Annotated in this window: 24 protein-coding genes; 19 read left to right on the top strand and 5 right to left on the bottom strand. The window is 72.9% G+C overall.

The annotated features are described in order from the left end of the window. Positions 1 to 175: 175 nt before the first annotated feature. Positions 176 to 2,668, top strand: a complete 2,493-nt coding sequence (locus tag ACEN8D_RS12440; RefSeq protein ID WP_413461414.1) for an ATP-binding protein — start codon at positions 176 to 178, stop codon at positions 2,666 to 2,668. Positions 2,669 to 2,681: 13 nt separating this feature from the next. Beyond that, on the top strand, positions 2,682 to 3,389 hold the full coding sequence (locus tag ACEN8D_RS12445) for a response regulator (protein ID WP_092385376.1): 708 nt from the start codon (positions 2,682 to 2,684) through the stop codon (positions 3,387 to 3,389). Here ACEN8D_RS12445 and ACEN8D_RS12450 read toward each other — a convergent pair. Further along, positions 3,373 to 4,245 (bottom strand): helix-turn-helix transcriptional regulator, encoded by an 873-nt coding sequence (locus ACEN8D_RS12450; RefSeq protein ID WP_413461415.1) that lies wholly within the window; start codon positions 4,243 to 4,245, stop codon positions 3,373 to 3,375. The two genes, ACEN8D_RS12445 and ACEN8D_RS12450, sit on opposite strands and share 17 nt — an antisense overlap. A 110-nt stretch (positions 4,246 to 4,355) precedes the next feature. On the opposite strand from ACEN8D_RS12450, the gene hxlB reads away from it, so the two are divergent. The 7 genes from hxlB (at position 4,356) to budC (ending at position 11,820) form a co-directional block, all read left to right on the top strand. Then, the gene (gene hxlB, locus ACEN8D_RS12455; protein ID WP_413399698.1) at positions 4,356 to 4,916 is read left to right on the top strand and encodes a 6-phospho-3-hexuloisomerase; all 561 of its coding nucleotides are present in this window, start codon (positions 4,356 to 4,358) and stop codon (positions 4,914 to 4,916) included. Between the two features lie 11 nt (positions 4,917 to 4,927). Then, complete coding sequence (hxlA, locus tag ACEN8D_RS12460; protein ID WP_070417617.1) at positions 4,928 to 5,566, top strand: 3-hexulose-6-phosphate synthase; 639 nt, start codon at positions 4,928 to 4,930, stop codon at positions 5,564 to 5,566. A gap of 67 nt (positions 5,567 to 5,633) precedes the next feature. After that, entirely contained in the window at positions 5,634 to 6,704 is a 1,071-nt protein-coding gene (locus ACEN8D_RS12465) for a GNAT family N-acetyltransferase (protein ID WP_413399697.1), read from the top strand. 14 nt (positions 6,705 to 6,718) lie between these two features. Next, on the top strand, positions 6,719 to 7,459 hold the full coding sequence (locus ACEN8D_RS12470; protein WP_413399696.1) for an alpha/beta hydrolase: 741 nt from the start codon (positions 6,719 to 6,721) through the stop codon (positions 7,457 to 7,459). Positions 7,460 to 7,589: 130 nt separating this feature from the next. Then, complete coding sequence (locus ACEN8D_RS12475) at positions 7,590 to 8,357, top strand: HAD family hydrolase (RefSeq protein ID WP_413399695.1); 768 nt, start codon at positions 7,590 to 7,592, stop codon at positions 8,355 to 8,357. Between the two features lie 79 nt (positions 8,358 to 8,436). Continuing rightward, positions 8,437 to 10,947 carry a glycoside hydrolase family 65 protein gene (locus tag ACEN8D_RS12480; protein WP_413399538.1) on the top strand — a complete coding sequence of 837 codons (2,511 nt, stop codon included), beginning with the start codon at positions 8,437 to 8,439 and terminating at the stop codon, positions 10,945 to 10,947. 105 nt (positions 10,948 to 11,052) lie between these two features. Continuing rightward, the gene (gene budC, locus ACEN8D_RS12485) at positions 11,053 to 11,820 is read left to right on the top strand and encodes a meso-2,3-butanediol dehydrogenase (RefSeq protein ID WP_413399537.1); all 768 of its coding nucleotides are present in this window, start codon (positions 11,053 to 11,055) and stop codon (positions 11,818 to 11,820) included. A 30-nt stretch (positions 11,821 to 11,850) separates the two neighbouring features. Here budC and ACEN8D_RS12490 read toward each other — a convergent pair whose 3' ends face one another. Beyond that, entirely contained in the window at positions 11,851 to 12,237 is a 387-nt protein-coding gene (locus tag ACEN8D_RS12490) for a VOC family protein (protein ID WP_413399536.1), read from the bottom strand. Continuing rightward, the gene (locus tag ACEN8D_RS12495) at positions 12,234 to 12,749 is read right to left on the bottom strand and encodes a DUF1697 domain-containing protein (protein WP_261646728.1); all 516 of its coding nucleotides are present in this window, start codon (positions 12,747 to 12,749) and stop codon (positions 12,234 to 12,236) included. Before ACEN8D_RS12495 ends, ACEN8D_RS12490 begins: the two co-directional genes overlap by 4 nt. A 74-nt stretch (positions 12,750 to 12,823) precedes the next feature. Between ACEN8D_RS12495 and ACEN8D_RS12500 the strand changes: the two genes are divergently transcribed. Then, positions 12,824 to 13,291, top strand: a complete 468-nt coding sequence (locus ACEN8D_RS12500) for a hypothetical protein (RefSeq protein WP_070417626.1) — start codon at positions 12,824 to 12,826, stop codon at positions 13,289 to 13,291. Positions 13,292 to 13,433: 142 nt separating this feature from the next. On the opposite strand, the gene ACEN8D_RS12505 is transcribed toward ACEN8D_RS12500, so the two are convergent. Beyond that, on the bottom strand, positions 13,434 to 14,906 hold the full coding sequence (locus ACEN8D_RS12505) for an NCS2 family permease (protein WP_071295179.1): 1,473 nt from the start codon (positions 14,904 to 14,906) through the stop codon (positions 13,434 to 13,436). Positions 14,907 to 15,051: 145 nt separating this feature from the next. On the opposite strand from ACEN8D_RS12505, the gene folE reads away from it, so the two are divergent. The 5 genes from folE (at position 15,052) to ACEN8D_RS12530 (ending at position 18,780) form a co-directional block, all read left to right on the top strand. Next, positions 15,052 to 15,663, top strand: a complete 612-nt coding sequence (folE, locus tag ACEN8D_RS12510) for a GTP cyclohydrolase I (RefSeq protein ID WP_309777440.1) — start codon at positions 15,052 to 15,054, stop codon at positions 15,661 to 15,663. Continuing rightward, positions 15,660 to 16,661 (top strand): dihydropteroate synthase, encoded by a 1,002-nt coding sequence (folP, locus tag ACEN8D_RS12515; RefSeq protein WP_309777439.1) that lies wholly within the window; start codon positions 15,660 to 15,662, stop codon positions 16,659 to 16,661. The genes folE and folP overlap by 4 nt, the downstream gene beginning before the upstream one ends. After that, a complete protein-coding gene (locus ACEN8D_RS12520) occupies positions 16,658 to 17,425 on the top strand; it encodes a pyrimidine reductase family protein (RefSeq protein WP_413399852.1) in 768 nt (255 codons plus the stop codon). Before folP ends, ACEN8D_RS12520 begins: the two co-directional genes overlap by 4 nt. A gap of 58 nt (positions 17,426 to 17,483) precedes the next feature. Then, positions 17,484 to 18,137 (top strand): HAD-IA family hydrolase, encoded by a 654-nt coding sequence (locus ACEN8D_RS12525; RefSeq protein ID WP_071302454.1) that lies wholly within the window; start codon positions 17,484 to 17,486, stop codon positions 18,135 to 18,137. A 100-nt stretch (positions 18,138 to 18,237) separates the two neighbouring features. Then, the gene (locus tag ACEN8D_RS12530; RefSeq protein ID WP_092385362.1) at positions 18,238 to 18,780 is read left to right on the top strand and encodes a type 1 glutamine amidotransferase domain-containing protein; all 543 of its coding nucleotides are present in this window, start codon (positions 18,238 to 18,240) and stop codon (positions 18,778 to 18,780) included. Between the two features lie 127 nt (positions 18,781 to 18,907). On the opposite strand, the gene ACEN8D_RS12535 is transcribed toward ACEN8D_RS12530, so the two are convergent. Beyond that, the gene (locus ACEN8D_RS12535) at positions 18,908 to 19,477 is read right to left on the bottom strand and encodes an MOSC domain-containing protein (RefSeq protein ID WP_495601026.1); all 570 of its coding nucleotides are present in this window, start codon (positions 19,475 to 19,477) and stop codon (positions 18,908 to 18,910) included. A 110-nt stretch (positions 19,478 to 19,587) separates the two neighbouring features. Between ACEN8D_RS12535 and ACEN8D_RS12540 the strand changes: the two genes are divergently transcribed. The 4 genes from ACEN8D_RS12540 (at position 19,588) to ACEN8D_RS12555 (ending at position 23,533) form a co-directional block, all read left to right on the top strand. Further along, positions 19,588 to 21,147, top strand: a complete 1,560-nt coding sequence (locus tag ACEN8D_RS12540; RefSeq protein WP_495601027.1) for an Ada metal-binding domain-containing protein — start codon at positions 19,588 to 19,590, stop codon at positions 21,145 to 21,147. Beyond that, entirely contained in the window at positions 21,144 to 21,656 is a 513-nt protein-coding gene (locus ACEN8D_RS12545; RefSeq protein ID WP_070417632.1) for a methylated-DNA--[protein]-cysteine S-methyltransferase, read from the top strand. Before ACEN8D_RS12540 ends, ACEN8D_RS12545 begins: the two co-directional genes overlap by 4 nt. A 159-nt stretch (positions 21,657 to 21,815) precedes the next feature. Beyond that, positions 21,816 to 22,634 carry an alpha/beta fold hydrolase gene (locus ACEN8D_RS12550; protein WP_413399237.1) on the top strand — a complete coding sequence of 273 codons (819 nt, stop codon included), beginning with the start codon at positions 21,816 to 21,818 and terminating at the stop codon, positions 22,632 to 22,634. Between the two features lie 17 nt (positions 22,635 to 22,651). Continuing rightward, on the top strand, positions 22,652 to 23,533 hold the full coding sequence (locus ACEN8D_RS12555; protein ID WP_413399236.1) for an HAD family hydrolase: 882 nt from the start codon (positions 22,652 to 22,654) through the stop codon (positions 23,531 to 23,533). Positions 23,534 to 23,612: the final 79 nt, after the last annotated feature.

Genomic DNA, 23,612 nt, shown 5'->3' on the forward strand with positions numbered 1-23,612 from the left:
CGCAGGGAACGAACGTGAGCGGGGAAGAACACCGTCCCGCGTCCGAGACGGGCGCGGGACGGGACAGTCCCACCCGATTTGAGGAAGCTGATGCTCGAGCCTTGGTGGGAACGGTTGTGAGGAGAATATCAGTCGATCGGTCGTGGAGCAAGGGTGGACGCGAGAGGATGAGCACGTGAAGCGCGGGAAGCTGCGGGTCCTGCTCGGTGCGGCGCCCGGTGTCGGCAAGACGTTCACGATGCTCGAAGAGGGGCACCGACTGCGCGCCGAGGGCCGCGACGTGGTCGTCGCCGTCGTCGAGACCCACGGCCGCGCAGCCACGGCCACACTGGTCGACGGGCTCGAGGTCGTCCCCCGACGCATCGTGGAGCACCGCGGCGTCCAGCTCGACGACCTCGACCTCGAGGCCGTGCTGGCCCGCCGGCCCGACATCGCCCTCGTCGACGAGCTCGCCCACACCAACGCGCCCGGCAGCACGAACGAGAAGCGCTGGCAGGACGTCGAGGCGATGCGGGACGCCGGGATCGACGTCATCTCCACCGTGAACGTGCAGCACATGCAGTCCCTCGGCGACGTCGTCCGCGAGATCACCGGCACCGTCCAGCGCGAGACCGTCCCGGACGCCGTGGTGCGCGCCGCGGACCAGATCGAGGTGGTCGACCTCGCCCCGGCGGCGCTGCGCGAGCGGCTGTCCGACGGGCTCGTCTACCCGGCGACCCGGATCGACGCGGCGCTGTCGAACTACTTCCGGCTCGGCAACCTCACCGCCCTGCGCGAGATCGCCCTGCTCTGGCTCGCCGACGAGGTCGACGACGCGCTCAAGGCCTACCGCGCCGAGCACGGCATCGACCACCGGTGGGAGACCCGGGAACGCGTCCTCGTCGCCCTGACCGGCGGCCCCGAGGGCGAGACCCTGCTGCGCCGCGGCGCCCGGATCGCCGCCCGCAGCGCCGGCGGCGAGCTCGCAGCCGTGCACGTCACGACGAACGACGGCCTCCGCGAGCGCCACCCGGGGGCACTCGGGAAGCAGCGCACCCTGCTCGAACAGCTCGGCGGGACGTACCACCAGGTGGTCGGTGACGACGTGCCGACGACCCTGGTGCGGTTCGCGAAGTCGATCGACGCCACGCAGATCGTCATCGGGGTGAGCCGCCGCAGTCGGCTCGCCGCGGCGATCACGGGCCCGGGCATCGGCAACACCGTCATCCGCGAGTCCGGCGACATCGACGTCCACGTCGTCACCCACGAGCGGGCGGGCGGTGGCTTCGCCCTGCCGAGGCTCGGCGGCAGCCTGTCCCGCGGCCGGATCGTCGCCGCGTTCGTGCTCTCCCTCGTCGCCGGTCCACTGCTCACCTGGCTGCTGTCGTTCAGCACCGACCCCGACTCGATCACCGTGGACGTGCTCGCCTACCAGCTGCTCGTGCTCGTGGTGGCGCTCGTCGGAGGGATGTGGCCGGCCGTCTTCGCCGCCGTGCTGTCCGGGCTGAGCCTCGACTTCTTCTTCGTGCAACCCCTGCACCGGGTCACCGTGCAGCAGCCGTGGCACCTAGTCGCCCTCGTCATGTACGTCATCAGTGCCGTGCTCGTGAGCTTCGTCGTGGACCGCTCGGCCCGTCGCTCGCGAGCCGCCCGCCGCGCCGCCGCCGAGTCGGGCCTCCTCATGGGGATCGCCGGCAGCGTGCTCCGTGGCGACGACGCCCTGCAGGCGCTGCTCGACCGGACGCGCGAGGCCTTCGGCTTCGCCGGCGTCCGGATCCGGCAGGGCGACGAGGTGCCGGCCACGTCCGGGACGTTCGGCGAGACGCCGGACGCCGCCACGTCCCTCCCGTCCGGCGCCGTCCTGGAGTTCGCGGGCGCCCCCGACGACCCGACCCAGCGCCGACTGCTGCGCGTCGTCGAGCAGCAGCTCGACGCCGCCGTCGAGCACCGCGACCTCACCCGCGCGGCCGTCGACGCCGAGCGCATCGCGGCGGTGGACCGGGTGCGGAGCGCGATCCTCGCGGCCGTCGGCCACGACGTGCGGCGGCCGATCGCGGCCGCCTCGGCGGCCGTGCAGACGCTGCGGGCGCCGGACATCGAGTTGTCGGCGGACGACCAGGAGGCGCTGCTCGCCACCGCCGACGAGAGCCTGCGTCAGCTCGCGGTGCTGTTGGCGGACCTGCTGGACGTCAGTCGCGTGCAGGCCGGGGTGCTCGCCGTGACGCCGGTGCCGCTCGCCCTCGAGACGGTGGTCGCCCCCGCGCTCGACGAGCTCGAGCTCGGTCCGGACGACGTCGACCTCGACCTGCCCGCCGACCTCCCGCCGGTGCTCGCCGACGCCGTGCTGCTGCAGCGCGTCGTCGTGAACCTCCTCGCCAACGCCGTGCGGTACGCCCCGGAGGACACCCGGGTCCGCATCGCCGCGAGCGCGTTCGGCGGCGGCGTCGAGCTCCGCGTGGCCGACCGGGGTCCCGGCATCCCGTCGGACCGCGTCGACGAGGTGTTCCAGCCGTTCCAGCGACTCGGCGACACCGACAACGACACCGGACTCGGACTCGGACTGGCCCTCGCTCGCGGGTTCACCGAGGGCATGGGCGGCACGATCGAGGTCGACGACACCCCCGGCGGCGGACTCACCGTCGTGGTGCGGCTGCCGATCGCCGGACACCTGGGAGTGGAGATCCGATGAAGGTCCGTGCGCGATGAAGGTCTTGATCGCCGACGACGACGTGCAGCTCGTCCGGGCGCTCGCCGTGACGCTCGCCGCCCGCGGGTACGACGTCGTCACCGCCCGGGACGGCCGGGCCGCGATCGACGCGGTCATCACCGAGCGGCCCGACCTCGTGCTGCTCGACCTCGGGATGCCCCGGCTCGACGGCATCGGGGTGCTCGAGGGCATCCGGGCCTGGTCGCAGGTCCCGGTGCTCGTGCTGTCCGGTCGGACCGACTCGTCGGACAAGGTCGACGCACTCGACGCCGGCGCGGACGACTACGTCACGAAGCCCTTCCAGATGGACGAGCTGCTCGCTCGGCTCCGGGCGCTCGGACGGCGGCAGGTCGCGGCAGCGTCGGCCGCGGGTGCGACGCCCTCGGTGTCGATCGGGGACCTCGTCGTCGACCTCGTCGCGAAGCAGGTCACGCCGCCGTCCGGTCCGGCCATCCGACTGACCCCGACCGAGTGGCGGCTGCTCGAGGTCCTCGTGACGAACCCCGACCGGCTCATGACGCGCGAGATGCTCCTCACCGACGTGTGGGGACCGTCGCACGGCAACGACTCCGGGTACCTGCGGCTGTACATGGCCCAGCTGCGGCGGAAGCTCGAGCCGGACCCGGGACACCCGCGCTACCTGGTGACCGAGTCGGGCATGGGCTACCGCTTCAGCCCCGCCGGGATCACGCCCGGGAACTGACCGCGGCGAGTTCCGCCCGGGTCCGCGCGCCGAGCTTCCGGAGCAGGTTCGCCACGTGGTACTTGACCGTGTTCGGGCTGATCCCGAGTCCGTCGGCGATCTCCCGGTTGCCGATCCCGGTGGCGACGAGCCGCAGCACGTCCTGCTCCCGCGGCGTGAGGTCGGACGCCTCCGACGACACCGGCTTCCCCGCCGGCGGGTCGAGCGGGATCGCGATGTCGAGCACGGACCCCCAGCCCGCCGTGGACGCCACGTGCAGTTCGCCGTCGAGGGTCGCGACCCGCTCGGCGATCGGCCGGACGGTGTCGTCGTGCACGTCGAGCGTGCCGGCTCCGTCGTCGCGGAGCTGCATGAGCAGGTTCCGGCCGTCGCAGTCCCACTGGATCCGGACGCGCCGCGCAGCTCCCTCGTCGACGAGGGCGAGCACCGCCGTCCGCACGATCGCCCGGGCGCTGTGGGCGACGTCGCCGGGGAGTGCTCGACCGGTCGCCGGCGGTTCCACGAACTGCACGTCGAGGTCCCCGAACCGGACGAGCGGACGGAGGTCGGCTCGCAGCCGCGAGAACGCCCCCGTGACCGGTTCGAGCAACGCGCCGCGCTGCCGGTCCGTCACGGTCCGGAGGTCGACGAGCGCTGCCGACGCGATCTCGACGGCCTCGGCACGGGCGGCGGCGTCGCCCACGCGCGGCGACCGGAGCACGGCGAGCACCGACTCCAGGGTGAGTGCGTGCCGGTCCGCCTGCTCCGCGACGGTGCGCGCGTGGTCGGCGGCGGCGAGGCGTCCTGCGGGGTCGCGCCGCGCCTCCTGGACGGCCGACGGAGCCGCCGTCCCGTCGTCGCGCACGTTGTCGGTCACGTGACCAACCGTACGACTCCCACCCGAGCGGGTGGGGCCACCCGATCGGATGGGGACCCCGCCGTGTCGGGTAGCGGCGGCGGACCCGCGTCCCGACGACGATCGATTGCATGCCCGCTGACTCCGTGACCGACGCCCTCGCCCTGATCGTCCGCGAGTCCGCCGACCTCGCCGAGACGGTCCGGGGCGACACCGATGCCGCGCTCGAGCTGCTCGGCGGTGCCGAGCGCGTGTTCGTCCACGGGGCCGGCCGCTCCGGCCTCGCGCTGCGGATGACGGCCATGCGGCTCATGCACCTCGGACTCGACGTGCACGTCGTCGGCGAGGTGACGACCCCGGCCATCCGGACGGGGGACGTCCTGCTCGTCGCGAGCGGCTCCGGCACGACCACCGGCATCGTCCAGGCGGCGCGCACCGCGGTCGACGTCGGCGCTGACGTGCTCGCCGTGTCGACGACCGACGACTCGCCGCTCGGCGCGCTCGCCGCGGTCACCCTCGTCGTGCCCGCCGCGACGAAGACGGACCGATCGGGCAGCGCCTCCGAGCAGTACGCGGGCAGCCGCTTCGAGCAGGCCGTGGTCCTGCTCGGCGACGCACTCTTCCACGCCCTGTGGACCCGGAGCGGACGCTCCGCCGACGACCTGTGGCCCAGCCACGCCAACCTCGAGTGAAAGGCACACCCATGCAGATCCAGTTCGCCATCGACACCCTCACCACCGAGGCCGCGCTCGACCTCGCCGCGAAGGCCGCCCCGAGCGTCGACGTCCTCGAGCTCGGCACGCCGCTCATCAAGAGCGCCGGGCTCTCCGTCATCACCGCGATGAAGGAGGCGCACCCGGACAAGACCGTGTTCGCCGACCTCAAGACCATGGACGCCGGCGAGCTCGAGGCGGACATCGCGTTCGCCGCGGGCGCCGACCTGGTCACCGTCCTCGGCGTCGCCGGGGACTCCACCATCGCGGGCGCGGTCGCCGCTGCCGAGAAGCACGGCAAGGGCGTCGTCGTCGACCTCATCGGCGTCGCGGACAAGCCCGCACGGGCCCGTGAGGTCGTCGCCCTCGGCGCGCAGTTCGTCGAGGTGCACGCGGGGCTCGACGAGCAGGCCGAGGAGGGCTTCACCTTCTCCACCCTGCTCGAGGCCGGCGAGGCCTCCGGCGTCCCCTTCTCGATCGCGGGCGGCGTGAACGCGTCGTCGATCGCGGCCGTGCAGGCGTCCGGAGCGATCATCGCCGTCGCCGGGAGCGCCATCTACAGTGCGGACGACGTCGCAGCCGCGGCGGCGGAGCTGCGTGCGGCCGTCACGGAGGCTGCGGCGGTCTGATCCGATCCAGGAGGCGCGGGTCGGCCCGGCAGGGTCGGCTCGCACCCGCGGGCGGTAGCGTCGGGGCGTGACGATCGCGCTGCGCCGGGTGACGGCGGACGACTGGGAGACCTGGCGTCCGGTCCGACTCGCGGCGCTCGCGGACGCACCGGAGGCCTTCGGGTCCACGCTCGCCGACTGGGCCGACGCGCCCGAGCACCGGTGGCGGACACGGCTCTCGATCCCCGGAGCGCTCGACCTGCTCGCCCACGCCGAGGACGAGTCCGTCGTCGGCATGGCCAGCGGCGTCCCGGGCGAGGACCCCGGCACCGCCGAACTCATCTCGATGTGGGTCGACCCCGCCGCCCGCGGCCGAGGGGTCGCGGCCGCGCTCATCCGTGCGGTCGCGACCTGGGCCGCGAGCGCCGGGGCCGACACCCTCGAACTGTCGGTCATGCCGGACAACGCCACGGCCCGTCGCACGTACGAGCGCTGTGGCTTCACCGCGGCCGACGAGCCCGGTGACCCGTTGCCCGACGGTCGGCACGAGGTCGTGATGCGTCGTGACCTCACGGCCGAGCGCACGCTGAACGCCTACGAGCGTGCGGCCGACCGCTACGCCGAGCGCACCGTCGACCACCGTGCCGGGCTCGTCGACGACCTGCTCGCACTCGTCCCGGTCGGGGCGCGGGTGCTCGAGCTCGGGTCGGGCCCGGGGCGTGACGCCCTCGCGCTCGAGGCGGCCGGACTCGTCGTCGACCGGACCGACGGAGCGCGGACGTTCGTCGACGCGCTGCGGTCGGCGGGGCACGAGGCGCGCCTCGTCGACGTGCGCTCGGACGCGTTCGGCGGCCCGTACGACGCCGTGTTCGCGAACGCCGTGCTGCTGCACGTCGGGCGGACGGAACTCGAGAGCGTCCTCGTGCGGCTCCGCGACGCCGTGCACCCCGGCGGTGTGCTGGCCGCCACCGTGAAGCTCGGCGACGGCGACGCGTGGAGCACGCGGAAGCTCGACCTCGCGCGACACTTCACCTACTGGACGCCGGGACCCCTGGCCGAGGTCGTCACCGGTTCCGGCTGGACCGACGTCGACGTCCGTGAGACCACGCGCCCGGGTGCCGACGAGCGCTGGCTCACCGTCACCGCCCGACGCCCGTAGGAAGCAGGAAGACCATGAACCGAGCACTCCGCTGGACCGCCTGGGTCGTCGCCGTGGTCGTGCTGATCGCGGTGGTGTTCCTCGTCTGGGCGAACATCGTCATGCAGGGCACCCGGAGCGCGGCGCTGCAGGTCTGGCGGGACGACCGTGTGGCGGTCCGGGACGCCGGGAACGCCGTGGTGATGACGCCGACCGGCACCGCGAACGGCGCGGGCATCGTGTTCATCCCGGGCGCGAAGGTCGACCCGTACGCGTACATGGCGACGTTCCGGCAGGTGGTCGCCGGCGGGACGACCGTCGTCATCACCAAGCCGACGCTGCACCTCGCCTTCTTCGACACCCGCCCGCTGTCGACGTTCGAGTCCCACGCCCCCGACGTCCGGTCCTGGGCGGTCGGCGGTCACTCGCTCGGTGGCGTGCGCGCGTGCCAGCTCGCGCCGGACGCCGACGGGCTGCTCCTGCTCGGCAGCTACTGCGCGAACGACATCAGCAAGTCGTACATCAGCGTGCTCAGCGTCTCGGGGTCGCGGGACGGGCTGTCCACCCCCGAGAAGGTCGACGCCGCGCGGCACCTGCTGCCGTCGAACGCGATGACGGTCGAGGTGCAGGGCGCGAACCACGCCGACTTCGGCGCGTACGGTGCGCAGCCCGGGGACGACACCGCGACGATCTCGCGGACCGACGCCCGGCAGCAGATCGGTTCGGCGATCGAGGAGTGGGTGCGGACGCTGCCGTCGGGCGCCGCGTTGCGCTGAACCTCCTGCACAGCGAACGAGTGTGTGAACTCTTTCCACAGGGGCCCGGCGCGCCTGAACATCGGTCCTGGAGCGGTCCTAGACTCGTCCGGAAGCAACGTCGACGACCCCGTCCCCCGGAGGGCAGCACATGACGACGCCGGACCGGCTCACACCCGCGCGACTCGCTGACCAGCGAGCGCTCCTGTTCGATCTGGACGGTGTCCTCACCCCCACCGCCGACGTCCACATGCGTGCGTGGAGCCGGCTGTTCACGCCCTACCTCGCCCAGCACGGCGTCGCTCCGTACACGGAACAGGACTACTTCGCGTACGTCGACGGCAAGCCCCGGTACGACGGGGTGCGCTCCCTGCTCGAGTCCCGCGGCATCGACCTGCCGCAGGGCACCCCGGACGACCCGCCGGACGCCGACACGGTGTGCGGGCTCGGCAACCGGAAGAACGCCGAGTTCACGGCCGAGCTGACCGAGCACGGGGTGGAGCCCTACCCCGGTTCGCTCCGGTTCCTCGTCGCCGCCATCGACGCCGGGTTGTCCGTCGCCGTCGTGTCGAGCTCCGCCAACGCCGTGCAGGTGCTCCGCACGGCCGGCATCCTCGAGCGCTTCCCCGTGGTGGTCGACGGCCTCGTCGCCCGCGAAGACGGTCTGGCCGGCAAGCCCGCGCCCGACACCTACCTCGACGCCGCGAGCCGGTTCGGCCTGACCGCTGCCGAGTGCGTCGTGGTCGAGGACGCCACGAGCGGGGTCGAGGCGGGACGGAACGGTGCCTTCGGGCTCGTGATCGGCGTCGATCGCGGAGCCGGGGCCGACGCGCTCCGGGCGCACGGTGCCGACGTCGTGGTCGGCGACCTCGACGACCTCGTCGACGAGCTGCCGGAACCGGCCACGAGCACGACGTAGGCGCCAGCGGCCGAGGCGATCCGCGCCTCCAGGCCCTCCCGACCCTCCCCACGAACACCCTCCTCCCCCACGGAGCACCATGAACCCCATCACCTCCGACCCGCTGGACCGCGTCCGCTACCCGATCGACGAGTGGGCCCTCGTCGAGACCGAGTACGCGCCCGACGAGCAGGGCGTCGCCGAGACGAACTTCGCCGTCGGCAACGGGTACCTGGGCCTGCGCGGCAACCTCGACGAGGGTCGTGGCGGCGTGCAGTACGGCACGTACATCAACGGTTTCCACGAGACCTGGCCGATCCGCCACGCCGAGGACGCCTTCGGCTTCGCGAAGACCGGGCAGACGATCATCAACGCGCCCGACGCCAAGGTGATCCGCCTCTACGTCGACGACGAACCGCTCGTCCTGGCCGAGGCGGACATCCTCCGGCACACCCGGCGGCTCGACTTCCGGGGCGGGTACCTGTTCCGCGAGACCGAGTGGTCGACACCCTCGGGCAAGCGCGTGCTCATCCGGTCGCGGCGGCTGGTGTCGTTCACCGACCGACACCTGGCGGTCATCGACTACGAGGTGACCGTGCTCGACGCGGACGCCTCGATCCTGCTGTCGAGCCAGATCCTCAACCGGCAGGACGTGCAGGACGAGTACCACGCGGGGATGCGTGCGGCGGCGAACGCGTTCGACCCGCGCAAGGCCGAGGCGTTCACCGAGCGGGTGCTCGAGCCGAAGCTCAAGCGCAGCACCGGCGGCCGTTCGCTGCTCGGCTACCAGGCGGCGAGCTCGGGCATGACGATCTGCGTCGGCGTCGAGCACCACCTCGAGACCGAGAACAGCTGGGACGAGTCCTCGTCGATCGAGGACGACCTGGCGAAGCACGTCTACCGCGTGCAGGCGCGCGCCGGGCAACCGATCCGCCTGACGAAGCACGTGGTCTACCACACGTCCCGCGGGGTCCCGGCGCGCGAACTCGCCGACCGCTGCGAGCGGACCCTCGACCGCTCGCGGGCCGAGTCCGTCGACGCGGCCTTCGCGCGGCAGGCCGAGTGGATGGACGACTTCTGGGCGCGGAGCGACGTCGAGATCGTCGGGCAGCCCGCGCTCCAGCAGGCCGTCCGGTGGAACCTGTTCATGCTCGCGCAGGCCACGGCCCGGACCGACGGGCACGGCATCGCGGCGAAGGGCGTCACGGGCTCCGGGTACGGCGGCCACTACTTCTGGGACATGGAGATCTACGTCCTGCCGTTCCTGTCGTACACGGCGCCGATCGTCGCCCGGAACGCCCTGCGGTTCCGCTACAACATGCTCGACGCAGCACGGTCCCGCGCCCGCGAGCTGAACCAGCACGGCGCGCTGTTCCCCTGGCGGACGATCAACGGCGAGGAGTCCAGCGCCTACTACGCCGCCGGCACCGCGCAGTACCACATCGACGCGGACATCGCGCATGCGCTCATGCAGTACGTCCGCGCCTCGGACGACCGCGAGTTCCTCAAGCGCGGAGCGATCGACATCCTCGTCGAGACCGCCCGCCTGTGGGAGGACCTCGGGTTCTGGCGGTCGAACGGCGACAAGAAGTTCCACATCGACGGCGTCACCGGCCCCGACGAGTACACGACGGTCGTCGACGACAACCTCTACACGAACGTGATGGCCCGGGCGAACCTGTGGTTCGCCGTGAACGCCTGCCGCGAGCTCGCAGCCGACGACCCGGAAGAGTACGACCGCATGGTGCGGCGGACCGGGTTGCAGGCGCAAGAGGTCACCGACTGGGAGCACGCGGCCGAGTCGATGGAGATCCCGTTCGACCCGCACCGTGGCATCCACCCGCAGGACGCCCAGTTCCTCGACAAGGAACTCTGGGACCTCGACAACACCCCCGAGAGCAAGCGACCGCTGCTGCTCCACTACCACCCGCTGGTGATCTACCGGTTCCAGGTGCTCAAGCAGGCCGACGTCGTGCTCGCGCTGTTCCTGCAGGGGCACGAGTTCACCGCTGCCGAGAAGCGTCGCGACTTCGACTACTACGACGCCCTCACGACGGGCGACTCCACACTGTCGGCCGTCGTGCAGTCGATCATGGCGGCCGAGGTCGGGTACCACGACCTCGCGCTGCAGTACTTCCAGACGGCGCTGTACGTCGACCTCGCCGACCTGCACGGCAACACGACCGACGGGGTGCACATCGCCTCGACGGGCGGCATCTGGGGTGCGGTCGTGAACGGGTTCGGCGGCATGCGGGACCACGGCGGCCGGATGACCTTCAACCCGCGGCTGCCGAAGGACTGGGAGCGGATCACCTACCGGCTCACCGTGCGCGGGTCACGGGTGCGCGTCGACCTCGAGCAGGACGCCATGACCTTCACGGTCGAGACGGGTTCCGGGTTCACGGCGTGGGTGCACAACCAGCAGTGGGACGTCACGGCCGGCGAGCCGACCGTCGTGCGACTGCCGCACCAGGGCCCGCGGATGTCCGGGCGCACGCCGACGACGGCCGACATCCAGGGCACCCTCCGAGCCGACGGATCGGTCATCACGGCGTCGATCCCGACCATCTCGCTCGACCGCGACCTGGAGCCGGACGAAGCGACCGCCTGAGTCCCTCCGAACGCGCCCAGGCGGGTGCGGGCACCATGGCTCGCCGTGCCCCGCCGGGCCGATGGCGTCTCCCCGGGCACGGATCGTGCAACGAGAGGAGACACCATGGGCAACCGGTTCGAGGGCAAGGTGGCGATCGTCACGGGTGCCGGGTCCGGCATCGGCGAGGCGACCGTGCGGGCGTTCGTCGACGAGGGCGCGTCCGTCGTCCTGACCGACAGCGTCGACGAGAAGGTGCGAGCGGTGGGCGACAGCCTGCCGAGCGACCGGGTCGTGGCGCTCCACGCCGACGCCGCGAGCCCCGCCGACTGGCAGCGGGTCGTCGACACGGCCATCGAGCGGTTCGACCGCATCGACGTGCTCGTGAACAACGCCGGCACCTTCAGCTCCGGCGACATCACGGACATCACGCCGGACGAGTGGCACCGCGTGATCGAGACCGACCTCTCCAGCGTGTTCTACGGCACGCGCGCGGCGCTGCCGTTCCTCCGTGCCACGAAGGGGTCGATCGTGAACACCTCGTCGGTGTCCGGCGAGGACGCGGACTGGCGGATGAGCCCCTACAACGCGGCGAAGGGCGGGGTCTCGAACTTCACCAAGGCCGCCGCGCTCGACAACGGGCAGTTCGGCGTCCGCGTGAACGCCGTGGCGCCGGGGCTCGTGTGGACAGACCTCACGCAGGACCAGGCGGAGGACGAGGAACTGCAGGAGAAGTTCGAGGAACGGATCGCCCTCGGCCGCGCGGGTCGTGCGTACGAGGTCGCGGCGGCCGTGCTGTTCCTGGCGAGTGACGCGGCGTCGTTCATCACCGGGGCGATCCTGCCGGTCGACGGTGGCACCACCGCGAGCAACGGGCAGCCGCCGCAGTCCTGACCGTGGCAGTCCGCGGCCGGTCGTCGCCGCTCAGTCGGCGACGAGTTCGACCTTGAACCGTTCGGCGTCCTCGAGGAACGCCGCGTGGTGGTCCGGCCCGCCGGCGTGCGGATGGCGGTCCTCGTAGAGGCGTCGCCATCCGTGCGCGGTCGCGGCAGCCCAGATCCGGGCAACGTCGTCGGTGCCACCGGCGTGGAACGCGAGGTGGCTCAGGCCCGGGCGTCGTCGATCGTGCTCGCCCGGCAGCGGAGCGGTCTCGAGCACGACGTACAGGTCGCCGAGCCGCCAGCTGCGCCCGTCGGGCCAGCGCTGGAAGGGCTCGTGGCCGAGCTCGGTCAGGAGCCAGTCCCACGCGGGACCGGACGCGTCGAGGTCGGCGGTGCGCAGTTCGACGTGGTGCAGACCACCCCGGCTCACAGGAGCTTCCGGAGCGTGTTCGCGTTGCGGGTCGTCGTTGTCCGCTTGAAGCGTGCGGCACCGGCCCGCTTCGCGAACACCGTGTCCGTGCTCGACCCCTTCGGGCACGACCAGTAGACGACTCCCGCACCTCGGGCAACGCGCTCGACGGACTCGTCGACCTCGAGATCGGCCAGCAGGTCGTCGAGGGCGTCCTCGTCGGAGCCGAACACGACGTAGTCGTGGCGGTCCTCGGCGGCGGGGAACGGGAAGCCGTCCACGACGGCGGCGAGGTCGTCGTGGGGGACGAGCACGATCCAGGCGTCGTAGCCGAAGCGGTCCCGGAGCGACTGCTCGATGTCGGTCTTCAGGGCGGCGGCCGTGCCGTCCGAGCCGAACACCACGTTCCCCGAGGCGAGGACGGTCCGGACGTCCTGGTAGCCGCGTTCCCGGAACAGCGCCGCGAGTTCGGCGCTCCTGATCGTGATCCCGTTGACGTTCACCCCGCGCAGCAGCGCGACCCACCTGGTCATGCCCGAACCGTACCGCCCGCGGCCGACCCCGGCACCTCGGAGCGGTGGGAGCAGTGGTCCGGTAGACGGGACCCATGACGAACGACGCACCGCACGACGACGCACAGGGCCCCGACGAGCAGCACCGCGTGCCCGAGGGGGTCTCGGACGCCACGGTCGAGGCGCTCGGCACCCTGTCGGCAGCGGTCGAGGTGATCGAGCACGCCCGCGGACTGCTCTACGGCTTCCACCGACTGACCGGGATGGCGGACCTGAACCTCGGCGAGGCCGTCGAGCAGCTCCGGGACGCGGGCCACACCGAGCTGGCGGACCGCATCGACTCGGAGCTCGTCGGACGCAACGTCATCGCCGGCCGGTGGACGTTCCAGGTCGTCGAGGACTACGACGACGGGTACTACGCCCTCGCGAAGGAGCTCGAACGGACCGCGCGGGACGAGCTCGTGCAGGGACGGAAGCACCTGTTCGAGGCGGGCATGAAGGAGGACCGGCGCTCCCGGGGCCGACGCCACCACGAGGCGACGCCGGCCGACCTGGCGGACTGAGGCCGCGCCTCCCGGGCCCTGCGCCCGCGCACAACGAAAGTCGCCCCGAACCACGACTGTCCGTGGTTCGGGGCGACTTTCGTTGTGCGAAACGCGAGCGAACGCAAGCGCGCCGCGCCGCGCAGCGCGCCCGCGCCGCGCCTCAGCCGACGCCGAGCAGCACCTCGAGCGGCCCCCGCGCGAAGTACAGCAGGAAGCCCGCCGCCACGACGTACAGCAGCCACGACACCTGACGGCCGCGGCCGGACAGCAGCTTGATGAGCACCCAGCTGATGAAGCCCGCACCGATGCCGTTCGCGATCGAGTAGGTCAGCGGCATGATCACGATCGTCAGGAACGCCGGCAGCGCCGCCCCGAAGTCGGTCCAGTCGATGTCCTTCACCTGCGCCACCATGAGCGCACCGACGACCACGAGCCCGGCGGCGGCGACCTCGAGCGGGACGACCTGCGTCAGCGGCGTGAGGAACATCGAGGCCAGGAACAGCAGGCCCGTGACGACGGAGGCCATGCCGGTCCGGGCGCCCTCGCCGATGCCGGCGGCGGAGTCGATGAACACGGTGTTCGACGACACCGAGGCGCCACCACCGGCGATGGCACCGGCACCCTCGACGACGAGCGCCGACTTCAGGCGCGGGAAGGTGCCGTCGGGGTTCGCGACACCGGCGGCCTTCGCGAGGCCTGTCATCGTGCCCATGGCGTCGAAGAAGTTCGTGAAGACGAGCGTGAAGACGAGCATCGACGCGGCGATGGGACCGATGCGGGTGAAGGCGCCGAAGACGTCCGCGTGGCCGACGAGCGACAGGTCGGGCACCGCGAACAGCGCGGAGGGCAGCCCCGGCGCGTTGAGGTTCCAGCCGGTGGGCGAGTCGACCGAGGTCGGCACCTTGAAGATCGCCTGCAGGATGATCGCGATGACCGTGGTCGCCACGATGCCGATGAGCAGGGCGCCCCGGACCTTGCGGGCCATCAGCGTGCCGATGATGACGAGGCCGATCAGGAAGACGATGGTCGGCAGTGCTGCGATGGAGCCGTCCTCGCCGAGCTGCAGCGGCGGGGAGGCGTTCTTCGTGGTGCGGACGAACCCGGAGTCGACCAGGCCGATGAACGCGATGAACAGGCCGATGCCGACGGTGATGGCCGCCTTGAGCTGCGCGGGCACGGCCGTGAAGATCATCGTCCGGATGCCGGTCAACGCCAGGATCACGATCACGACGCCGTTGATGACGACGAGGCCCATCGCCTCGGCCCAGGTGACCTGGTGCACGACGCTGACGGCGAGGAACGAGTTGATCCCGAGCCCCGCGGCGATGCCGAACGGCAGGTTCGCGATGAGGCCCATCGCGATCGTCATGAGCCCGGCGACGAGTCCGGTGGCCGCGGCGACCTGGGCGTTCTGCAGCCAGCCGCCGAGGACGTCCTGCGGCGCCTGGTCCTGGCTGAACCCACCGAGGATGAGCGGGTTGAGGATGACGATGTAGGCCATCGTCACGAAGGAGACGAGGCCGCCCCGGATCTCGCGGGGGATCGTCGATCCGCGGTGCGTGATGGAGAAGAAGCGGTCGAGGCCGGTCGCGAAGCGGTTCCGGGGCGTGGTGTCGGTCTGCGGGGCGCTCACCGAACAAGCTTAAAGGGCGCTGGGTTTCCGGCACGTCACAGCTTCCTTCCAGGGGATTTCCTGGAGGCGCGGCTCGCCTCGACGGGGTACGTCACGCCCGGTGGCCGGTCGCGTTCTGCGGCCAGGGCTGGTGTTGGATGGACGGGTGAACCAACGTCTGGACCGTGCGCGCATCGAGTCCGCGGTGCGGGAGCTCCTGCTCGCGATCGGCGAGGATCCCGACCGTGCGGAGCTCGCCCGCACGCCCGCTCGTGTGGCCGAGTCGTACGCCGAGTTCTTCTCCGGCATCGGGACGGACGCGGTGGCGATCGCCCGCGACGGCACGGTCCACGCCGAACCGGGCGACCGCGGGCAGCTCGTCATCGTGCGCGACGTGAAGTTCCGGTCCGTCTGCGAGCACCACCTGCTCCCGTTCCTCGGTGTGGCGCACCTCGCGTACGCGCCGGGGGACCGGCTCATCGGCCTCGGCACGCTGTCGCGCGTGCTCGACGCGGTGGCCTCCCGTCCGCAGCTGCAGGAGCGGCTCGGCGAGCAGGTCGCGGCGACCATCGCCGAGGGGCTCGGGGCCGCCGGCGTCCTCGTGGTCCTCGACGCGCAGCACCAGTGCGTGACGACCCGCGGGGAGCGGCAGACCGGGTCGACGACCGTGACCGTGGCAGCGACCGGCACCCTGGCCGAGGCCGCCGGACGGGCCGAGGCGATCGCCCTGATCGGTGCAGGCGCGGATGTCGGAGCCGGCCGCGGGGCGGACGCGTGACGACCGAGCGAGGCGGGTCGCCTCCCTCGCAGGCTCGGTCGGCGCGCCCCGCGCAACGCTTCGCGTCGCCGCTGAGCGGGGCGCGCCAGGGCCCTGCTGCCACCGCACCCGGGTGGGTCGTCCCCGACCTGCGCGAGCCCGTGCGCACCATCGGCCGCCGGACCTTCGACTTCGACCACCGCATCGCCGTCATGGCGATCGTGAACCGCACGCCCGACTCGTTCCACGACCGCGGCGCGACGTTCGCACTCGACCGTGCCGTCGAGGCCGCCGTGCACGCGGCCGAGCAGGGCGCGGACTGGGTCGACATCGGCGGCGTGAAGTTCGCGCCGGGGCCGGAGCTGCCCGCCGCCGACGAGATCGACCGCGTCGTCCCCGTCGTCCGGCAGCTCGCGCAGGAGTCCGACGTGACGATCAGCGTCGACACCTTCCGGCCCGAGGTCGCCGCAGCGGCGATCGAGGCCGGTGCGAGCGTGGTGAACGACACGACCGGGCTGTCCGACCCCCGGATGGCGGCCGTCGTGGCGGACTCCGACGCGACGATCGTGGTCACGCACTCGCTGGCGGAGCCCCGTCGTCCGCTGCCGGCCCCGCCGCAGTACGGCGACGTGACGACCGAGGTCGTCGGGTTCCTGCGCGAACGGGTCGACCGGGCCCTCGCGGCCGGCATCCCGGAGTCGCGGATCATCGTCGACCCGGGGCACGACCTCAACAAGAACACGGTGCACACGCTCGAGCTCACCCGACGCCTGCCCGAGGTGGTCGCGCTCGGCTACCCGGTGCTCGCGGCGGTCTCGAACAAGGACTTCGTGGGGGAGTCGCTCGGGCGTCCCCGCGGTGAGCGACTGGCGGGGTCGTTGGCGGTCGCGACGGTGAGCGCGATGCTCGGCGCGCGGATCGTCCGGATGCACGACGTCGCCGAGAGCGTGGACGCGATGCGCATGGTCGAGGCGACGCTCGGCTGGCGGGCACCGGTGGAAGCGCGGCACAACACGTGAGCGTCCTCCCGCCGTCGATCGCCGACCTGTCCGACGACGAGCTGCTCGAGCTGTACACGGCGGGGGCGGTCGCGCCCTGGCTGCGGGTGAACTTCGTGACGACGCTCGACGGCTCGGCGACGGCCGCGGGTGACGGGGTCTCGGGATCGCTCGGCGGGCCGGACGACCTGCGCGTGTTCGACCTGCTGCGCCGGGTGGCCGACGCGGTGCTGGTGGCCGCGGGGACGGTCCGTGACGAGGGCTACGGGCCGATGGTGCTGCACGACGCCGACGTGGCCTGGCGGCGGGCACACGGGCTGCCAGACCACCCGGTGTTCGCGATCGTCTCGGGCTCGCTGTCCCTCGACCCGGCGTCCCGGGTGTTCACCGAGGCGCCGGTGCGTCCGATCGTCCTCACCTCGACGACCGCGTCGTCGTCGCCCCGGGCCGCGGCGCTCGCGGCGGTCGCGGACGTCGTGCCGTGCAGCTCCGACGACGACCCGGACACGGTCGACCTCGTCGCCCTGCGGGACGCCCTGGTGTCGCGCGGCCTCGGCACGGTGCACTGCGAGGGCGGACCGACGTTCTTCGGGGCGCTCGTGGCGGCGGACCTCGTGGACGAACTCACGCTGACGGTCGACCCGTCGCTCGAGGGTGGCGCCGGCCCACGCATCACCCACGGCGGTTCGCCCGACCTCCGGCGCTTCCGGCCGGCCCACGTGCTCCTCGGGCGTGACGGAGTGCTGCTCACCCGGTACGTGCGGGCACCCGACCCCGGCGAGTGACCGGGGCCGCGCGCCGGACCCCGGCGAGTGACCGGGGCGGCACGCTAGGGTCGGGCGCGTGATCGACATCGTGGCGTCCGGGGTCCTCTTCGACATGGACGGGACGCTCGTCGACTCGACCGCGGTGGTCGAGGCGACCTGGACCCGGTTCGGTGTCGAGCACGGCATCGACCCCGCGGAGATCCTCGCCTTCTCGCACGGCCGCCAGGCGATCAGCACGATCCAGCGCTTCCTGCCCGACCTCGACCACGACGAGCAGCTGCGGATCGCCGCCGGGCTCGTCGCCGAGGAGCGCGAGAGCACCGAGGGCATCTCGGAGGTCCCGGGCGCCGGGGCGTTCGTGTCCCGCCTGGTCGACGCCGGGGTGCCGGTCGCGATCGTCACGAGTGCGCCCCGCGACCTCGCGGTGGAGCGGATGCAGGCCGCCGGGGTGCACGTGCCCGAGGCGCTCGTCGCCTCCGAGGACGTCGAGCACGGCAAGCCGCACCCGGACGGGTACCTGCGCGGTGCGGCGCTGCTCGGTGTCGACGCCGCCGACTGCGTGGCCTTCGAGGACGCACCCGCCGGGCTCGAGGCCGCCATCGCCTCCGGGGCGACCACGGTCGTCGTGGGGACGCTCGAGGCCGACGTCACCGCGGGGTTGTACCGGGTGGGCGGCTACGACGGCATCTCCGTGGAGCGCGAGGGAACGGCCTTCCGCATCCGCGGCTGACCCGACCGCCGCCCACGGCTGTCCACCTGCGGACGCTTCCAGCGCTCCCCGACGACGCTGGTCATGCGGCCGGAACGACCGGGCCGCGGAAGGAACGACCATGGCAGCACTCGACGGCAAGAAGATCCTCGTCATCGCGACGAACTACGGCGTGGAGCAGGACGAGATCGTCGTCCCGATCGACCAGCTCCGCGAGCGCGGCGCGACCGTGACGGTGGCGGCGCAGGAGACCGGCGCGATCGCGACCCTCGTCGGCGACAAGGACCCGGGCAAGAACGTCGACCCGGACACCACCATCGCCGGTGTCAATGCCGGCTCGTTCGACGCGCTCGTCGTCCCCGGGGGCACGATCAACGCCGACACCCTCCGCACCGACCAGCAGGCGGTCTCCCTCGTGCAGGCGTTCGCGGAGGCCGGCAAGCCGGTCGCCGCGATCTGTCACGGGCCGTGGACCCTCATCGAGGCCGGCGTCGTGTCGGGGAAGACGATCACGTCGTTCCCGTCGCTGCAGACCGACGTGCGGAACGCCGGGGCCGAGTGGGTCGACCAGGAGGTCCAGGTCGACGGCGGGCTCATCACCTCGCGGAACCCGGACGACCTGCCGGCGTTCGTCGACGCGATCGAGTCCGCACTGACCGCGTAGGAGGCTGGGCCGAGTCTCGGCTCGGCGGACTCGGCGTGGGCTGCGGCAGCGCGAAAGAGTCCGCGGGCCCGAGTCTCGGCGCCCCGAGCGCGCAGGGCGCGCAGGGCGCGCAGGGCGCGCCGGCGCGTCAGGGGAGCGCGACGGGGCGGGCCGTGCGGAGCACCGCGGGACCGAGGGCGAGGACGCCGTCGGACTCCGGGTCGCACCGCACCCCGCCCCGCCCGCGCATCGCCCGGAACGCCCCCGGGGCCACCTCGTGGTCCATCCAGGCGCACGGGTTCGCCGGCCGGTACCCGCGGAAGCGGACCACCCCCTGCCCGGAGTCGAGCGCGAACGGCTGGCCCCGGAGCGCCTCGACGTCCACCCCGCGGAGGAACACGTTCCGCCGGGTCGCGACCGGGTCGACGGCCGCACCGAGTTCGGCGGCGACGGCGTCCAGCCCCTCGAGACCGATCACGGTCACCGAGGCGTGCACGTGCGCCCGCGACGCGAAGTACCGGTCGCCGACGATCCCGAGTCCCGCGCGCAGCTCGACGCGCTCGCGCAGGTCGTCCGGCTCGCCGTCCAGGGCGGGCAGCGCCCCGTCCGCCGGTCGCCCCTCGTAGCGGTGCCGCCGGGACACCAGCAGCAGCGCGATCTCGACGTCGGTCCGGTAGGGCAGGTCGCCGGAGCCGGCCACGTCGTCCACGTCGGTCACGCACCCCACGCTAGCCGCGCCTCCAGGCCGCCGTCCCCGCACCGACGGACGTCCGCTGCCCTGTCTGATTTCCGCCAGTCGATGTCGGTGAGCCGTGTCAGGCTGTGGGCATGTCCACCGCACCAGAGGCACTGCACGCCGAGCGCTACCGGGTCGTCGCCTCCCGCGATGCCCGGTTCGACGGGCAGTTCGTCACCGCCGTGCACTCCACCGGCATCTACTGCCGCCCGTCGTGCCCGGCCCGGACGCCCCGGGAGTCCGGCGTCACCTTCTACCGCACCAGTGCCGCCGCGCACCTCGCCGGCTTCCGCGCCTGCAAGCGCTGCCTGCCCGAGGCGACGCCGGGCAGCCCCGAGTGGGACCTCCGCGAGGACGTCGCCGGACGCGCCATGCGCCTCGTCCTCGACGGCGTCGTCGAACGCGACGGCGTGCCCGGCCTCGCCGCCCGCGTCGGGTACTCCGAGCGGCAGCTCAACCGCATCATGACCGCCGAGCTCGGTGCCGGGCCCAAGGCGCTCAGCCGGGCGCACCGCGCACAGACCGCGCGGACGCTGCTCACCTCGTCCGACCTGCCCGTCGCGGACGTCGCGTTCGCCGCCGGGTTCGCGAGCGTCCGCCAGTTCAACGAGACCGTACGCGAGGTCTTCGCGGTCACGCCGACCGAGCTCCGCGCACGCCGCACGCTCCGACCGGTCGCGGACGGAGCACTGCACGTGCACCTGCCGGCGCGCGCGCCGTTCGACGCGCAGGGGCTCCTCGACTGGCACGCGCTGCACGCCCTGGCGGGCACGGAGCAGGTGGAGGTCGACGACACCGGGCGGGTCACGTCGTACGGACGGGTGCTCGACCTGCCAGGAGGCGCGGCCTGGTTCAGCGCCTCGGCCGCCGTCCCCGGGGTGGCCGGGCGGGGGACCGGGATCGACCTGTGCGTGCGGGTCACGGACCTCTCCGACCTCCCGACGCTCGTGGCGCGGGTGCGCTCGTACTTCGACCTCGACGCCGATCCGGAAGCGGTCGACGCCGTGCTCGGCGCGGTGCCCGAGCTGGCCGACGCCGTCGCCCGGGTCCCCGGCATCCGGCTGCCCGGCGCCGTGGACCCGCACGAGATCGTCTTCCGGACCCTCATCGGTCAGCAGGTGTCCGTCGCCGCGGCCCGGACGGCGCAGACGCGGTTGGTCGCGGCGCTCGGTGCACCCGTGCCGTCCGCGATCGCGCCGGACGGCCTGCTGTTCCCGTCCGCCGCCGTCATCGCGGCCAGCGGGCACGAGGTGCTCCGTGGCCCGGCTGCCCGCGTCGACACGATCCTCCGGGTGGCCGCCGCGCTCGCCGACGGGTCGCTCGTGGTCGACGGCGGGCAGTCGCTCGACGAGCTGCGCGCCGGACTCCTCGCGGTGAAGGGCATCGGGCCCTGGACGGCCGACTACGTCGCGCTCCGCGTCCGCCACCACCCGGACGTCTTCCTCCACAGCGACCTCGCGGTGCGCAACGGTGCACAGGAACTCGGTCTGCCCGGTTCGGCGCGCGAGCTCTCCCTATGGTCGGAGCAGGTGGCGCCGTGGCGGAGCTACCTCACGATGCACTGCTGGCGACCGATCATCGACCGCGCGACGGCGACGACCGGTGCGACCCACACGACCGCGGCTCCGGCCGCCCGGAAGGACGAACGATGACCGATGCGACGATCCAGACGCTGGACACTCCCGACGGCCCCTTCACCGTGCTCGAGGACACCGAGGGCCGTGTCCTCGCCTCGGGCTGGACGGACGACGCGGAGCGCATCCTCGCGCGCCTCGCCGACCGGCACCGACCGGAACGCGTGGTCGACGGCCGGGTGGCCTCGGCGGACGCCGTCGACGCGTTCTACGCGGGCGAGGTCGAGCACGCGATGCAGGTGCCGGTGCGCCAGTTCGGCACCGAGCTCTTCGCCGAGGGCTGGCGGCAGCTCCGACTGATCCCCGCCGGCGGGACGTTGACCTACACCGGGTTCGCCGCCGCGATGGGGCGACCCGACGCCGTCCGGGCCGCGGCGAGCGTGTGTGCGCGGAACGCCCCGGCGCTGTTCGTGCCGTGCCATCGCGTGCTGCGGACCGACGGCACGCTCGGCGGCTTCGCGTGGGGGCTCGACGTGAAGCGGTCCCTGCTCGAGCGGGAGTCGGTGGGCACGACGGCACTCGTCTGAGTCGAGAGCGGCCGGACCGGCGTTCTCCCCCTGGTTGCGGGTGTCGACGCGGGGGCACGGGGCTGTCATGCTCGACACAACCGACCCGCCAAGGACCAGACCCGAAGGACCCCACGCGCGCCAGCGGCGCACCGCGGTCGACCCACCTTCGAGGACCCCATGGACCAGCACGTCGACCGCACGGTCGTCTCCGCGGACGGCACGGTGCTCGCCGTGTCCGACGCCGGGACCGGCCCCGCGCTCGTCGTCGTCGGCGGGGCGTTCGACCACCACGGCACCCCGTTCGTCACCGGCCTGACCGCGGCCCTGCAGGACCGCTACCGGGTCATCACCTACGACCGACGCGGCCGCGGCGCGAGCGGCGACACCGACCCGTGGGCGATCGAGCGCGAGGTCGAGGACCTCGCGGCCGTCGTCGCCGACGTCGAGGGTCCCGTCACGGCGGTCGGCCTCTGCGTGGGCGCGGGCGTGGTGCTGCACGGCCTCGCGGGCGGGGTCCGACTCGACGCCGCCGTGCTCTGGGAGCCGCCCTACCGCGCCACCGTCGACCCGCACGCCGACGACGTCGTGTTCGCGGACGTCCTCGACGAGCACGTCATCGGCGGGCGTCGCGCCCAGGCCGTCCGGGCGTTCCTCGCGCACGTCCTCGGCGTCCCCATGGGCCAGATCACCGCACTCCGGTTGAAGGGTGCGCTGTGGCGGTCCCTGGTCGTCGACGCGCACGTGCTGAGCCGTGACGTCCGGGTCCTCAACGGTCTCGCGATCCCCGAGCGGGTGGCCGCAGCCGTGGGCGTGCCCGTCCTCGTCGCGGCCGGTGGTGACGGCCTCGAGTGGATGCGGCAGGCGGCCCGGGCGGTCGTCGAGGCCGTCCCGGGGTCGGAGTACGCCGAGGTGCCGGGCCAGGGACACGTGCCCGCGCCCGAGGCCCTCGGCCAGCTGCTCGACCGCTTCACCGCGCGGACGGCCGCACGGCGCTGACCACCGGGGCTGCAAGGATGGTCGTCGTGAACGCACCTCGCCTCGGACTCCTGCTCGACGTCGACGGGCCCATCGCCAGCCCCGTCTCGCGCACCATCGCGATCCCGAGCATCATCGAGGACCTCGTCGCGCTCGCGGCCGAGGGCATCCCCGTCGTGTTCAACACGGGGCGGAGCGACGCCTTCATCCGGCAGGAGGTCGTCGGACCCCTGCTCGCCGGCGGTCTCGCCGCGGGCGGCCGCGTGCACGCCGTGTGCGAGAAGGGCGCCGTCTGGTGCTCGATCGGCCCGCAGTACGAGGGCGGCATGGGCGAGCTGACCGTCGCCGAGGACCTGGCGCTGCCGCGGGACTACGCCGACGAGATGCGCGAGCTCGTCCGCGACGAGTACGCCGACCTGGTCTTCTTCGACGAGACGAAGCGCGCGATGGTCTCGATCGAGCAGCGCGTCGAGGTGCCGAACGCCACGTACCTCGACCGCCAGCCGGAGTTCGACGCGAAGGCCATGGCCGCACTCCAGCGCCGCGGACTCGGGGTCCGCCGGCTCGACGACGTCCGCCCCGACGCGGACGGTGCCGTGCAGTGGCGGATCGACCCGACGATCATCTCGACCGACGTCGAGTCCGACCGCAGCGGCAAGGACATGGGCGCGGAGCGGTCGCTCGAGCTCCTCGCGCAGGACGGCGAGCTGCCTCTGGCGTGGCGGACGATGGGCGACTCCCGGAGCGACTACGCGATGGCGGACTGGCTGCACGCGAACGGCCACGAGGTGGCGCACGTCGACGTCCGCCCGTCCGACGGGGTCCCGGCGACGCCGTACCCGGTGCTCACGGCACCCGACGGCGTGATCCACGACGACGCCGGAGCGCGGTTCCTGTCGGACTGGCGCCGGTCCGTCTGAGCCGAGCCGCGCCTCCCGGGCCCCGGACCACGCGCTGTCGGAGGCCGCGCTGCCGGGCCACGCCCGTCCGCGGTGTTTG

It is taken from the genome of Curtobacterium sp. Curtsp22 (genome assembly GCF_059492135.1).